The organism is Streptomyces sp. NPDC040405, from assembly GCF_055595765.1.
The window spans coordinates 18,283-32,091 of record NZ_JBVIVI010000002.1; the positions used below are offsets into that span (position 1 = coordinate 18,283).

Sequence of the window (13,809 nt, forward strand, 5' to 3'; positions counted from 1 at the left end):
CCGTTTCTATAGCCTGGCGTCGCCGTACGTCAGGGGGAGCCGACCATGGAGAACATCCTGTCTGTGGCCACCGGGGCCGCTATCGGCCTCATAGGGGTGGTGTTCGGTTCGTGGTTCACCGCGCGCCGACAGGACCGCATGTGGCTCCGCGAACAGAAGCTCAAGGCCGGGATCGGCTTCAACACGGCCGTAGTTCAGCTACTGGACTACCTGAAGGAAACACAGCTGAGCGACGACGGCCCCGGAGCCAACGAGCTGGCGAACCAGATGCAGGAGGCACGCTCAGCCCTCTATCTGCTCTGCGCCGACGACACCGTCGATCTCGCCGACGCTCTCGCGCGTCGGGTCTGGAGCACCCGGCCAACCGAGGGCAGGGACGACCGCCGGGCTGAGTTCCGGGAGACGTTGGACCTCCTGCGTCGCTTCACGCACCAGCTCCGGCAAGAGATCGCCAGATCGTAATCCTCATTGCCGACGAGGACGACGAGCACGGTCGTGGCCTCCAGCTTGTCGCAGCCCTGGCCAAGGAAACCGGTCACCGCCCCCGCGACCCCATTGGCAAGACCGTGTGGGCGCGCCTGGTCCTCACGTGGAGTGAAGAAACAGGGCATTCCTGAGAAGCCGGTGGCCCCTGCCACTACGGTGGGGGCCGTCGCTGGGGACGCGTCGTCGGGGAGGGCGTTGTGGCTGAGGATCCGCCGAAGAAGATCCCTGGGTGCTTGGCCGTGATCCTCACCGGCCGCGGGGAAATCATCCTGCAGCTCCGGGACGAGAAGCCCGGCATCTGGTGGCCGGGGCACTGGTCCCTCCCGGGAGGCGGACGGGAGCCGGGCGAGGCGCCGATCGAGACCATCCTCCGCGAAATCAAGGAGGAGACCGGCATCGTGCCGGACACGATCGAGGAGGCGGTGGTGACCCCGTACGACCCCCTCAAGACTCCGCCGCATGTGTTCCTGGGCACGTGGGACGGTGAGGAGAGCGAACTCGTCCTCGGGGAAGGCCAAGCGCTACGGCTGGTTCCGCTTGACCGACTGCCCGAGCCGATGCCGCCTCATATCCGGCACTACATCCTTCAGCTGATTGCGGTGAACAGCGTGTGGTCGCCGAGGCGCAGTGGCACGACGCCGAGCTGATCTGGGACTACCAGCGGATGTGGCACGAGGCGCGCCCCTGCTCGGTAGCGGTGTGCCTCGGCAGCCATGATCTGGGGGCAGCGGCGTCCGCGGCCAGGCAGTACCACGCCGGTCTGTCCCCCCCGCTGGTGTTCAGCGGGGCAGCAGTCCGACGACTGCTGCCCTCTATCCTCGCGGCGAAGCCGTGCACGTCAGCGAGCTGGCGCTCGACCTTGGCGTACCCGCCGACGCGATATATGAACGCCTCCGGCTCTCGGGATACGACAGTCGGCTCCTCTCCTCCTGAACCGGCGCGGACGCGGCTCAGTTCTCGTCCCGGCGCTGCGGGGACAGCTTGGCCCAGGTGCCGAATGCGGTGGCGACCGCGAGGAGGCCGAGGCCGATCCAGAGGTTGATGCGGATGCCGTCGGCCTTGGCCAGTTCGGCGGGGCCGTCCGTCACGCCCAGTACGGAGAGGACGGCGCCGTAGAGGCCAAGGAGTCCGGCGATGAGCCATCGGATGTCGAAGGTCTTGCCCGGGGGCATGGGGTTCTCTCCGTTCATACGGCGACGACCAGCCAGACGCTCAGGGCTGCCGTCAGCGCCAGGATGATGCACCCGAGGATGACCGGGGACTTCCACCAGGGCTGGCGTACGGAGGCTTCGTGGGCGTCGGGGGAGTCGGGGTCGGGGAGGCCCCAGACGAGGCCGCGGAGTTCGGCTTCCGGCTTCGGCTGGGTGATGAAGGTGACCGCGATCGTGACGACGGCGTCCACGACGAAGGCGAAGAGGGCGCCGTAGAAGTTGGCCATCTGGGCGTTGATGGTGTCGTGCGGGCCGACCTCGCCGCCCGGGTAGAACCAGCCGATGTGGTAGGCGGAGAGGTGGGCGACGGCGGCGGCCGCGGTGCCGGAGAGCATGCCCCAGAAGCCCGCCCACGGCGTGACCCGCTTCCAGAACATCGCGAGCAGGAAGGTCGCGAACAGTGGTGAGTTGAAGAACGAGAAGAGGAGCTGGATGTAGTTCTGGATGTTGTTGTATTCGGAGGCGAGGAACGCCGCCGCGACGCTCACCGCGATGCCCGCGACCGTGGCGTAGCGCCCGGCCTTGAGGTAGTAGCGGTCGTCGCGGCCGCGCACCACGTACGGCTTCCAGATGTCGTACGTGAAGACGGTGTTGAAGCCGGAGATGTTGGCGGCCATGCCCGCCATGAAGGCGGCGAGCAGCCCGGTGAGGGCGATGCCGAGGACTCCGGTCGGCAGGAAGCGCTGCATCATCTCGGGGATGACGTCGTTGTACGTGGGCCCGCCGGGCTGGCCCAGCTTGGGGATGACGACCAGGGCGATCATGCCGGGGACCACGGTGAGCAGCGGCAGCGCCATCTTGGGGAAGGCGGCGATCAGCGGGGTGCGGCGGGCGGCGTTGAGGTCCTTGGCGGCGAGCGAGCGCTGCACCTCGGCGAAGTTGGTGGTCCAGTAGCCGAAGGCGAGGACGAAGCCCTCGCCCATGGCGAGGCCGATCCAGTCGCCGAGCGGGTTGGTCCAGTGGCCGGGGGTGGTGCCCTGCCAGGTGTGCAGCAGGGTGGGATCCTGGACGGCGTCCCGCAGGCCGCCGAAGCCGCCGACGGTGTGGAGGCCGATGACGACGATGGGGATCAGCCCGGCGAGGATGACGAAGAACTGGAGCACCTCGCCGTAGATCGCGCCCGCGAGCCCGCCCAGGGTGATGTACGCGAGGACGAAGACGGCCGACAGCACGATGGACAGCCACAGCGGCCAGCCGATCAGCAGCTTGACGATCAGCGCGAGGGCGAAGAGGTTGACGCCCGCGAGCAGCATCTGCGCGACCGCGAAGACCACGCTGTTGAGCAGGTGGGTCTGGTTGTTGAAGCGGCGGCGCAGATATTCGGAGACGCTGTGCACCCGCGTCGAGTAGTAGAACGGCATCATCACGACGCCGAGGAAGACCATCGCGGGGATCGCGCCGAGCCAGTAGAAGTGCACCGCGGCGGCCCCGTACTGGGCGCCGTTGGCCGCGCCGCCGATGATCTCCAGGGCGCCGAGGTTGGCGGATATGAAGGCCAGCCCGGTGATCCAGGCGGGCATGGAGCGCCCGGCGAGGAAGAAGTCGCCGGTGGTGTGGACGGCGCGCTTGGTGGCCAGACCGATGGCGATGATCGCGCCGAAGTAGACGGCGAGCAGGAACCAGTCGACGGCCCCGAGGCTGAGGGTGCCGGTCATGGCCGCGCCTCCCCTGGATCAGCGGTGAAGCCGACGATGAGGTCGGCGGCCTCGCGGCCGGGGGCGACGCGGCGGGCGTTGGCCTCGTCGGAGGTTCGGACCCAGCGTTCGGCCTCGGCGGGCTCCTTTCCGAACCGCTCATGGCGGTCGATCAGCCGCCGTACCCGCTCCTCGGTGTCCAGCTCGACCCACCAGGTCTCGTCCAGCAGTTCGCGGACCGGGCGCCAGGGGGCGTCGTCCAGCAGCAGGTAATTGCCCTCGGTGACGACGAGCGGGACGTCCGGAGCGACCGGGATGGAGCCCGCGATGGGCTGCTCCAGCTCGCGTTCGAAGCCCGGTGCGTACACCGGCTCGCTGGGGCGCGGCTCCTTGAGGCGGCGCAGCAGGGCGGTGTAGCCGTACGGGTCGAACGTCTCCGGGGCGCCCTTGCGGTTCAGTAGACCGAGGCGGCGCAGTTCGGCGTCGGCGAGGTGGAAGCCGTCCATCGGGACCAGGACCGCGCGGTCGGGGCCGAGGGCGCCGACCAGGTACTCGGCGAGGGTGGTCTTGCCCGCTCCGGGCGGTCCGGCGATGCCGAGCAGTCGGCGGCGGCCGGAGTCGGCCAGGCGCCGGGCGCGGTCAAGGAGCTGCTGGGGAGTCATGGCGGGGGCTTTCCGTGCGGGGCGATTCGCGGCTTCAGGCCGCCGGGCGGGCATGTGCGGCCTTGATCTGGTCGGCCATGTACGAGTGGGCGTGGGCGGCGAGGTCCGGGCCGTCGGACCACAGGTTCCGCCAGACGGCGAGGTCGTGGGAGAGGCCGGGGGCGACGACGGCCGACGAGAAGCTCTCGAAGGTGATCGGGCCCTGGTAGCCGACGTCGGCGAGGGCGTGGAAGAAGGCGGGGAAGTCGATGGTGCCGGAGCCGAGGTAGCCGCGGTGGGACTCGCCGACGTGGACGTAGCCGAGGCGGTCGCCGCAGGCGCGGACCGGGCGGGAGAAGTCCTGCTCCTCGATGTTCATGTGGTACGTGTCCAGGTGGACCAGGACGTTGGAGGCGCCGATCTCGTCGATCAGGTCCAGGCACTGGTCGGCGGTGTTGACGACGTTGCTCTCGTACCGGTTGACCACCTCCAGGCCGAGCGTCACCCCGAGCCCGTCCGCCTCGGCGGCCAGTCGGCGCAGTGCCTGGACGGCGTGCTCGCGCCCCCGGGCGGTGGTGGGGCGGCCGTACTTGCCGAGGGCGCTGTAGAGCACCCCGCCGAAGTAGTCGCCGCCGAGGTCATGGGTGATGCGCAGGGCCTGGCGCAGCTGCGCCTCGCCGCGGGCGGCGGTGTCCGGGTCGTCGGAGGAGACGTCGGAGTCGAAGGAGAGGCCGCGCGAGCAGGCCACGCGCAGGCCGTGTTCGGCGAGTACCTGCCGGGTGTCCTTCACGTCCACCAGCTCCGGGTCGTGGAGGGAGATCTCGACCAGGTCGTATCCGGCCGCGCGGCTGCGGGCCGCGGCGGTCCGGGCGCCCTCGGGCGTCCAGTCGCCGGTCCACACCAGTGCGTGTACTCCGAGGTCGTTCATCGAGGTCCCTCCGCGTCGTTGCGTGCGTAATGCCCGCCTGATGTTACGCATCTTTTGCGTGAGGGCAATACATAAGTGAGCTTGGGTTCGGTCGTAAAGGGCGGTACGGTGTGGGCGGTACCGAACAGAGCGTGAACACGGAGGACAGGGCCCAGTGGCGGAGGCGGTCTCGGCAGGTCAGGCGCATCCGACGGGCCCAGGGGCGGTGCTGGCGCTCATCCGCGGCGGCCGGGCCACCACTCGGGCCCAGCTCATGGCCGCGACCGGACTGTCCCGGTCCACCATGGCCACCCGGCTGGAGGCGCTGGGCGAGGCCGGTTATCTGGAGGTGTCCGGGGCGGCCGACTCCACCGGCGGCCGCCCCGCGGGCTCCTTCCGGCTGCGCCGTGACGCCGGGGTGCTGCTCGTCGCCGACATCGGCGGCAGCCATGTGCACACCGCGCTCGCCGACATGGGCTGCGACGTCCTCGTCTCGCACCGCCGCGACCTCAGTGTGGCCGAGGGCCCGGAGGCGGTGCTCGGGCAGGTCGCCGCCGACTTCCGGCGGCTGCTGAGGGACGCGGGTGAACCGGCCGACCGGGTGCGCGGCATCGGCATCGGGGTGCCCGGACCGGTGGAGGCGGGCACCGGACGTGTCGTCAGTCCGCCCATCATGACCGGCTGGGACGGCTACACCGTGCCGGACTTCTTCCGCGGCGCCTACGACTGCCCGGTCCTGGCCGACAAGGACACCAACCTGATGGCCCTCGGCGAACACCGCGCCAACTGGCCCGACCGCCGCCATCTGCTCTTCGTCAAGGCGGGCACCGGCATCGGCTCAGGTCTCGTCCTCGGCGGCGCGCTCCACCACGGCTCCCAGGGTGCCGCGGGCGACATCGGCCACATCCCCGCGCCCGGCCTCGACGAGACCTCCCCCGACGCGCCCGTCTGCCGCTGCGGCAACTCCGGCTGCCTGGAGGCCCTGGCCGGTGGCTGGGCCCTGGTCCGCGATCTCACCGCCGCCGGGCACGACGTCGCTACCACCGACGACGTGGTGGCCCTCGTCCGTTCCGGCAACGGCGACGCCGTACGGCTGCTGCGGCAGGCGGGCCGCCTGCTCGGCCAGGGCGTCGCCGACGCGGTCAGCCTTCTCAACCCGTCCATCCTGGTCGTCGGCGGCGGGCTCGCCCACGCCCAGGAACATCTGATCGCGGGGATCCGGGAGGTCACCTACCGGCGGTCACTGCCGCTGGCCACCCGCGATCTGCGCGTCGTGCTGTCCCCGCTGGAGACCCGCGCGGGTGTCACCGGCGCGGCCCACATGGTCGCCGATGCCCTCTTCGACCCCGCGGCGGTCGACGCGCGGCTGCGCTGACGCGGGACCGATGGGGGGCCGGCGGGGGATTCAGCGGGCGGCGGTGGCGGTCCAGGAGTGGGCAACGTCCACGATGACCTTGCCGTCGGACTGGAAGACCCGGAACGGCAGGCGTGCCCGCACCCCGAGGCCGACCTGGGTGTCGCCCTCGAAGCTGGAGCCGTAGCGGGTGTCCCGGAAGGTCTTGTAGCCGGTGACGTCCACGCCCGGCAGCGGCTTCCTGGCCTTGCCCGGGTACGTCGAGCTGCCCGTCTCGTAGTCGTAGCTGGGCGCGCCCACCCGGATGTCCAGGATCGCCCCGCCGTTGACGGGGATCAGGTCTCCGGAGCCGTCCTGGTGGAACGCGTCGACGTAGCGGGCGTCGAAGCGCACCTTGTCGGCGCCGGTGGCGCCCTTCACGTCGAAGACCAGGCGGTCGAAGCACTCGTGCCGACCGGCCCGGATGTTCTCCAGCGGCTTGTGGTTGCCCGAGGGCGCCGTCTTCTCGCCGCTGCCCCAGCCGGTCGCGCACGACGCGGTCGTGTTCGTGCCGGTGGTCTGCGCCGCTTCCGCTGTTCCGGCCGTGACCGCCGCCAGTCCGGCGCCTGCCAGCGCGAGCGCCGCGAGCGAGGTTCCCCACCGTCGCATGTCCTACCCCCAAGTGTCTCGATTGACGGGTGATGCATGGGGTTTGACGGGCGGCGGGGGCCGGAGGTTGTCTCTAATCGGAGAATTTGTCGCAAAGGGTGCGGTCGGGGCCGATCCCCAAGGGTGGGGTTATCCGCAGCGCCCACCGACCGGGTGACGGGATGGGCACGCGCGTCCGGCCCCGACAGACTCGTCGCCATGCCACTGATGACCGGCAAGACCGCCGCGCTGGCCCTCGCCACCGCGGCCATCGCCTCCGTCCTGGCCACCGTGTCCTCGGCCGACGCGACCGAGGGGAAGCCCTCGCCCCTCGCCTGGGGGAAGTGCACGGGCGACGGCCTCGACGCCCGCCAGGAGTGCGCCACGTTCACTGTGCCGCTGAACTACCGCGACCCGGACGGGAAGCGGATCACGCTCGCGGTCTCCCGCATCCGCAGCGAGCGGCCGGACGCCCGCCGCGGCACGCTGCTGCTGATCCCCGGTGGCCCCGGATCGCCCGGTCTGAACAGGCCGACCACCCTCGGCAAGCGGCTTCCGCGGTCGGTGCGGGACGCGTACGACATCGTCAGCTTCGACCCGCGCGGAATGGGCCGGTCCACGCCCGCGAGCTGCGGTCTGGCGACCGAGGACCTGTCCCTGACCAGGTCCCGCCCCTGGCCCGCGGCGAACGGCGGCATCACGGAGAACGTCGCCACCGCCCGGCGCATCGCCGACACCTGCGCCCGCAACGGCGGCGCGCTGCTGCCCACCCTCAGCACCGTCAACGAGGCGCGCGACATCGACAGCATCCGCCGGGCGCTCGGCGAGCGGAAGCTGTCGGCGTGGGGCATCTCGTACGGGACGTACGTGGGATCCGTGTACGCGCAGCTGTACCCGGAGCGCACCGACCGCTGGGTGCTGGACAGCAACGACGACCCGGACCCGCGGCAGGTGGAGCGCCGCTGGCTGGCCAACTACGCGGTCGGCGTCGAGGACACCTTCCCCGCCTTCGCCGCATGGGCCTCCGCCCCCGGCAGCCCCGTCCGCCTCGCCGATACGCCCGCCGGGGTGCGCCGCCGCGTCCTCGATCTGGCCGCCCGGCTGGACGCCGAACCCCTGCCCTGGCCCGGCGCCAACCCGCCCGAGCTGAACGGCAATGTGTTCCGCCAGAGCGTCCTGACCGCCCTGTACTCCCCGAGTCAGTTCGAGGAACTGGCCAAGCTGATCGAGGACGCGCGGAGGGGCACGGTGCCCGGCACGGTGCCGCCGGATCCGACGCAGGACTCCGTGGCCTCGACCTTCGGCACCATCTGCAACGACGTGGAGTGGCCTGCGTCGATCCCCGGTTACACCCGCGATGTCGCCGCGAGCCGCGCCTCCCATCCGCTGACCGCGGGCATGCCGGTGAACATCACGCCATGTGCCTTCTGGCCGTACGAGCCCCAGGACAAGCCGGTCCGCATCACCGACCGGGGGCCGTCCAACGTGCTGCTGGTGCAGAACCGCCGCGATGTCGCCACCCCCTACAGCGGGGCGCTGAACCTGCGCCGCGCCTTCGGCGACCGGGCGCGGATGGTCAGCGTGGACACCACGGGCCACGGCGCGGCCTACGTCCCGGCCCCGTACACCAGCCCCTGCGCGGACCGTGCGGTGACGGACTACCTGGTCGGCGGCGTGCGACCGGCGCGCGATGTGTCCTGCGCACCGGACGCACGGAACCGGTGAGCGCTCACGCTCAGAGGCGCTCGGGCGTCCGGATGCCCAGCAGGGACATCCCCTGCCGCAGCGTGCGGGCGGTCAGGTCGCACAGGAAGAGCCGGTTCTCGACCTCGGCCGGGCCGCCCTCCGCCTTCAGGACCGGGCACTGGTCGTAGAAGGTCGTGAAGAACGAGGCCAGCTGGTAGAGGTACGCGGCCAGCTTGTGCGGCTCGTACGACGCGGACACCTCGGCCAGCGTCTCCGCGAACTGGTCGACGTGGAGGCCCAGCGCCCGCTCGGCGGGGGCCAGTTGCAGCTCCGGGTGCGCGGCCGGGTGCTGCGTCTCGTCGGCGCGGCGCAGGATCGACTGGATGCGGGCGTACGCGTACTGGAGGTAGACCGAGGTGTCGCCGTTGAGCGAGACCATCTGGTCGAGGTCGAACTTGTAGTCGCGGGAGGCGGAGGTGGACAGGTCGGCGTACTTCACGGCGCCGATGCCCACCTGGCCGCCGCGCTCCACGATCTCCTGCTCCGTGAGGCCGAGCTTCTCGCTCTTCTCCCGGACCACGGCCGCGGCGCGCTCGCTCGCCTCGTCCAGCAGGTCCTCCAGCCGGACCGTCTCGCCCTCACGGGTCTTGAACGGCTTGCCGTCCTTGCCGAGGACCGTGCCGAAGGCGAGCTGGACGGCGTGCACCTTCTCGTTCAGCCAGCCGATCCGGCGGGCGGTCTCGAAGACCATCTTGAAGTGCAGCGACTGCCGGGCGTCCACCACATACAGCAGGGTGTCGGCCTGGAGGTTCTGCACCCGGTCGCGGATCGCGGACAGGTCGGTGGCGGCGTAGCCGAAGCCGCCGTCGGACTTCTGGACGATCAGCGGCACCGGGTTTCCGTCCGGGCCCTTGACGTCGTCGAAGAAGACGCACAGGGCGCCCTCGGAGCGGACCGCGACGCCGGACTCCTCCAGCAGGCGGCAGGTCTCGGCCAGCATGTCGTTGTAACCGGACTCGCCGACCACATCGGGGTCATGGATCTCGATGTCGAGCTTGTCGAAGACCGAGTAGAAGTAGATCTTCGACTCGTCCACGAATTTGCGCCACAGGGCGATCGTCTCCTCGTCCCCGGCCTGCAGCTCCACCACCCGGCGCCGGGCCCGCTCCTTGAACTCCGGGTCGGCGTCGAAGAGCGCGCGCGCCGCCTTGTAGAGGCGGTTCAGATTGGACATCGCCTCTTCGCCGGAGGCGGCATCCCGGTGGTCCAGCTCGTGCGGATGCTCGATCAGGTACTGGATGAGCATGCCGAACTGGGTGCCCCAGTCGCCGATGTGATGGCGCCGGACCACCTTCTCGCCGGTGAACTCCAGGATCCTGACCACCGCGTCGCCGATCACCGCCGAGCGCAGATGGCCGACGTGCATCTCCTTCGCCACGTTCGGCTGGGCGTAGTCGATCACGGTCGTGCCCGCGTCGGCCGCGAACGGGACGCCGAGGCGGTCGTCGGCGGCGCGCGCGGCGAGGGTCGCGGTGATGGCGGAGTCCGCGACGGTGATGTTGAGGAAGCCGGGTCCGGAGACCTCGATGTCGGCGATCACCGAATCGGGGTCGGCGGAGGTCGGGGCGACCGGAAGGCGCTCCACGACCTGCGCCGCCAGCTCGCGCGGATTCCCCTTGAGCTGCTTCGCCAGCGCCAGCATCCCGTTGGCCTGGAAGTCGGCCCGGTCGCTTCGTCGCAGCAGCGGGTCCGCGGAACCGGCCTCCGGCAGGGCAGCCATGAGGGCGTTCGCGACGCGCTGGTGGACCGAAGCGGCAAGGGAGGGGACCGAGGCCATGGGTGAGGTGCCGTTCCTATAGAGGGCTGGGTTACCAATCTGGCCACCCCAGTATTTCATGGGCCGTCCAACCCTTTCTCCGGGCTGTGCACAGCTGTGGATAACTCCGGTTGTGGATGACGACAACCTGTGGGCAACCCCGAAGGCCCCTCCTCCGTCTGGGACAATGGTCGGTGCCATGACCGCAAGGAAGGAAGTGCCGACCGTGGCTCAGAGCACCGAGACCGACTGGGTCTCCCGATTCGCCGACGAGGTCATTGCCGAGGCGGAGCGACGCGCGCCCGGCAAACCCATCGTCTGCGCCTCGGGTCTCAGCCCGTCCGGCCCGATCCACCTCGGCAATCTGCGCGAGGTCATGACGCCGCACCTGGTCGCCGACGAGATCCGGCGCCGTGGATACGACTGCGTCCACATCCTGTCCTGGGACGACTACGACCGGTACCGGAAGGTCCCGGCCGGGGTCGACCCGTCCTGGTCCGAGCACATCGGCAAGCCGCTGACCTCGGTCCCGGCCCCGCCCGGATCCCCGCACGCGAGCTGGGCCGAGCACTTCAAGGCGCCGATGATCGAGGCCCTGCGCGCGATGGGCATCGAGTTCCACGGCATCAGCCAGACCGAGAAGTACACCTCGGGCGCCTACCGCGAGCAGATCCTGCACGCGATGCGCCACCGCGAGCAGATCGATGCCGTGCTCGACCGGTACCGCACGAAGGACAAGCCCGCCGCCGCGAAGGGCGCCAAGCAGCAGCAGAAGCAGCAGCAGAAGCCGGTCGACGAGGCCGAGCTGGAAGCCGCCGAGGGCTCGGGCGCGGCCGCCGAGGACGACGGCAGCGCGGGCGCCGCCGGGTACTACCCGTACAAGCCGTACTGCTCGGTCTGCGAGCGCGATCTGACGACCGTGACCTCGTACGACGACGAGACCACCGAGCTGGCCTACACCTGCGCCTGCGGCCACGCCGAGACCGTGCGGCTCAGCGAGCACAACCGCGGCAAGCTGGTCTGGAAGGTCGACTGGCCGATGCGCTGGGCGTACGAGGGCGTCGTCTTCGAGCCCTCCGGCGTCGACCACTCCTCGCCCGGCTCCTCGTTCGTGGTCGGCGGGCAGATCGTGCGCGAGGTCTTCGGCGGCGACCAGCCGATCGGCCCGATGTACGCGTTCGTCGGCATCAGCGGCATGGCCAAGATGTCCTCCTCCAAGGGCGGCGTGCCGACCCCGGCCGACGCGCTGGAGATCATGGAGGCCCCGCTGCTGCGCTGGCTGTACGCGCGCCGCCGCCCGAACCAGTCCTTCAAGATCGCCTTCGATCAGGAGATCCAGCGCACCTACGACGAGTGGGACGCCCTGGAGCGCAAGATCGACGACGGTTCGGCGCAGCCCGCGGACATCGCCGCCTACAGCCGTGCGACCCGCACCGCCACCGGTGAGCTGCCCCGCACCCCGCGCCCGCTGCCGTACCGGATGCTCGCCTCCGTGGTGGACATCACCACCGGGCACGACGAGCAGACGCTGCGCATCCTCGGCGAGCTGGACCCGGCGAACCCGGTGACGTCCCTGGACGAGACCCGGCCGCGGCTCGACCGGGCCGAGCGCTGGATCACCACCCAGGTCCCGGCCGAGCAGCGCACCCGGGTCCGGGAGGAGCCGGACACCGAGCTGCTGGCCTCGCTCGGCGAGACCGAGCGCGAGTCGCTGCGGCTGCTGCTCGACGGGCTGGACGAGCACTGGTCGCTCGACGGGCTGACGACGCTGGTCTACGGCGTGCCGAAGCTCCAGGCGGGGCTGTCGGCGGACGCCAAGCCGACGCCGGAGCTGAAGGTCGCGCAGCGGGCGTTCTTCGCGCTGCTCTACAAGCTGCTGGTCGGCCGGGACACCGGGCCGCGGCTGCCCACCCTGCTGCTCGCGGTGGGGGCGGACCGGGTGCGCAAGCTGCTCGCGGCCTGAGCTGGGAGACCCCTGAGCCGGGCGGGCGCCGGGTCCGCCCGGCGCCCGCGGGTCCCGGTCCGGGTCCCGGCCTCGGCGGTTACGGGATGTGCTCCGCCTGCATCTCCATGCGGTAGCGGTCCTTGTAGTCGTTCACGTAGCCGGTCAGCTCGTCGTTGCTGAGGTCGGCGACGCCGTACGCCTCCCGCAGCCGCTGCCCGAACTGGTACGCGGAGGGGAAGCGTCCGTTGTCGGCGAGGTACTGGCGGTAGGTCGCGTAGAACACCTCGTCGCGCGGGACGTCGTCCGGCATCGTCGCCGCGGCGGGCGCCTCGGGCTGCTCGTACTCGACGTACGGCTGCTGCTCCTGGCCGCGCTGCTCCGGGACGTACGCGCCCGGTATGCCCGCCCCGCCCTGGCCGCCGAGCTGGCGGACCCGGTTGGGCCCGACCGGGACGGTGACCTGCGGCTGCTCGGGCTGCCCCGGCTGCGGTCCGGGCTGTCCGGGCTGCTCGGGCTGCGCCGGATGGGGGGCGGCGGGGTCGTACGGGACGGCGCCCCGGCCGTCGTGCTCCTGCCCCGTCGGCTGCTGGTACACCGGCAGCGGCAGCGAGAGGGGCAGCTCCTGCGGCTGCTGGGGCTGCTGCTGCCCGGGACCGGCGGCGTATCCGGCGGTGCCGTCGGCCGGGCCGTAGGCGCCCGGCTGGGCCCCCGGGTACGCCGTGTCCGGCGTCTGCCCGGCCCCGCCCCCCGCGGTGCCCGGCGTGCCCGACGGCAGCGCGGCCGGGGAGAAGGCGCTCGCTTCCAGCCCGGCCGCCTCGAGGCCCGCCGGGGCGGTGTCGGACAGCGGCACCCCGTAGCGCGCCAGCCGCAGCGGCATCAGCGCTTCCACCGGGGCCTTGCGGCGCCACTGCCGCCCGTAGCGGGCCTGCAGCCGGGTCTGGTAGACCAGCCGGTCCTGTTCCAGCCGGATGACCTCGTCGTAGCTGCGCAGCTCCCACAGCTTCATCCGGCGCCACAGCCGGAAGGTCGGCAGCGGCGCCAGCAGCCAGCGGACGATGCGGACCGACTCCATGTGCCGGTCGGCGGTGATGTCGGCGATCCGGCCGATCGCGTGCCGGGCGGCCTCCACGGAGACCACGAAGAGCACCGGGATGACGCCGTGCATGCCGACGCCGATCGGGTCCGGCCAGGCGGCGGCGCCGTTGAAGGCGATGGTGGCCGCGGTCAGCATCCACGCGGTCTGGCGCAGCAGCGGGAAGGGGATGCGGATCCAGGTCAGCAGCAGATCCAGGGCCAGCAGGACGCAGATCCCGGCGTCGATCCCGATGGGGAAGACGTTGGAGAAGGCGCCGAAGCCCTTCTTCTCGGCGAGGTCGCGGACCGCGGTGTAGGACCCCGCGAAGCCGATCGCGGCGATCACCACCGCCCCGGCGACGACCACGCCGATCAGTATTCGATGCGTTCGTGTCAGTTGCATCGCGGCCACCCGCGATCCCTCCCCG

At 71.1% G+C, this 13,809-nt stretch carries 12 protein-coding genes and 1 pseudogene; 6 read left to right on the forward strand and 7 right to left on the reverse strand.

Annotated elements, in window-relative coordinates; all coding sequences use genetic code 11:
- Positions 1-45: 45 nt before the first annotated feature.
- The 3 genes and pseudogenes from ACZ59A_RS07240 to ACZ59A_RS07250 form a co-directional block, all read left to right on the forward strand.
- The gene (locus ACZ59A_RS07240) at positions 46-462 is read left to right on the forward strand and encodes a hypothetical protein (protein WP_470954748.1); all 417 of its coding nucleotides are present in this window, start codon (positions 46-48) and stop codon (positions 460-462) included.
- Between the two features lie 221 nt (positions 463-683).
- The gene (locus ACZ59A_RS07245; RefSeq protein ID WP_470954751.1) at positions 684-1,133 is read left to right on the forward strand and encodes an NUDIX hydrolase; all 450 of its coding nucleotides are present in this window, start codon (positions 684-686) and stop codon (positions 1,131-1,133) included.
- Positions 1,134-1,150: 17 nt separating this feature from the next.
- A pseudogene (locus ACZ59A_RS07250) lies at positions 1,151-1,368 on the forward strand (YdcF family protein); the annotation flags it as partial.
- A 68-nt stretch (positions 1,369-1,436) separates the two neighbouring features.
- On the opposite strand, the gene ACZ59A_RS07255 reads toward ACZ59A_RS07250, so the two are convergent.
- From ACZ59A_RS07255 to ACZ59A_RS07270, 4 genes are read right to left on the reverse strand one after another with little or no spacing between them, the layout of a single operon-like run.
- The gene (locus tag ACZ59A_RS07255; RefSeq protein WP_470954754.1) at positions 1,437-1,658 is read right to left on the reverse strand and encodes a hypothetical protein; all 222 of its coding nucleotides are present in this window, start codon (positions 1,656-1,658) and stop codon (positions 1,437-1,439) included.
- Positions 1,659-1,672: 14 nt separating this feature from the next.
- Complete coding sequence (locus tag ACZ59A_RS07260) at positions 1,673-3,352, reverse strand: sodium:solute symporter family protein (RefSeq protein ID WP_470954757.1); 1,680 nt, start codon at positions 3,350-3,352, stop codon at positions 1,673-1,675.
- Complete coding sequence (locus ACZ59A_RS07265) at positions 3,349-3,993, reverse strand: nucleoside/nucleotide kinase family protein (protein ID WP_470954760.1); 645 nt, start codon at positions 3,991-3,993, stop codon at positions 3,349-3,351. The genes ACZ59A_RS07260 and ACZ59A_RS07265 overlap by 4 nt, the downstream gene beginning before the upstream one ends.
- A gap of 34 nt (positions 3,994-4,027) precedes the next feature.
- Positions 4,028-4,900: a sugar phosphate isomerase/epimerase family protein gene (locus ACZ59A_RS07270; RefSeq protein WP_470954762.1), complete on the reverse strand. Its 873-nt coding sequence runs from the start codon at positions 4,898-4,900 to the stop codon at positions 4,028-4,030.
- A 154-nt stretch (positions 4,901-5,054) separates the two neighbouring features.
- Here ACZ59A_RS07270 and ACZ59A_RS07275 point away from each other — a divergent pair, with 154 nt between their 5' ends.
- A complete protein-coding gene (locus ACZ59A_RS07275) occupies positions 5,055-6,254 on the forward strand; it encodes an ROK family transcriptional regulator (RefSeq protein ID WP_470954765.1) in 1,200 nt (399 codons plus the stop codon).
- A 30-nt stretch (positions 6,255-6,284) separates the two neighbouring features.
- Here ACZ59A_RS07275 and ACZ59A_RS07280 read toward each other — a convergent pair whose 3' ends face one another.
- The gene (locus ACZ59A_RS07280) at positions 6,285-6,881 is read right to left on the reverse strand and encodes an AMIN-like domain-containing (lipo)protein (RefSeq protein WP_470954768.1); all 597 of its coding nucleotides are present in this window, start codon (positions 6,879-6,881) and stop codon (positions 6,285-6,287) included.
- Between the two features lie 198 nt (positions 6,882-7,079).
- Between ACZ59A_RS07280 and ACZ59A_RS07285 the strand changes: the two genes are divergently transcribed.
- On the forward strand, positions 7,080-8,585 hold the full coding sequence (locus ACZ59A_RS07285; RefSeq protein ID WP_470954770.1) for an alpha/beta hydrolase: 1,506 nt from the start codon (positions 7,080-7,082) through the stop codon (positions 8,583-8,585).
- Between the two features lie 10 nt (positions 8,586-8,595).
- On the opposite strand, the gene argS is transcribed toward ACZ59A_RS07285, so the two are convergent.
- Positions 8,596-10,383, reverse strand: coding sequence for an arginine--tRNA ligase (gene argS, locus ACZ59A_RS07290; protein ID WP_470954773.1), 1,788 nt, complete (start codon positions 10,381-10,383; stop codon positions 8,596-8,598).
- Positions 10,384-10,561: 178 nt separating this feature from the next.
- On the opposite strand from argS, the gene lysS reads away from it, so the two are divergent.
- A complete protein-coding gene (gene lysS / locus ACZ59A_RS07295) occupies positions 10,562-12,325 on the forward strand; it encodes a lysine--tRNA ligase (protein WP_470954776.1) in 1,764 nt (587 codons plus the stop codon).
- Positions 12,326-12,404: 79 nt separating this feature from the next.
- On the opposite strand, the gene ACZ59A_RS07300 is transcribed toward lysS, so the two are convergent.
- Positions 12,405-13,784 carry a DUF2637 domain-containing protein gene (locus tag ACZ59A_RS07300; RefSeq protein ID WP_470954779.1) on the reverse strand — a complete coding sequence of 460 codons (1,380 nt, stop codon included), beginning with the start codon at positions 13,782-13,784 and terminating at the stop codon, positions 12,405-12,407.
- Positions 13,785-13,809: the final 25 nt, after the last annotated feature.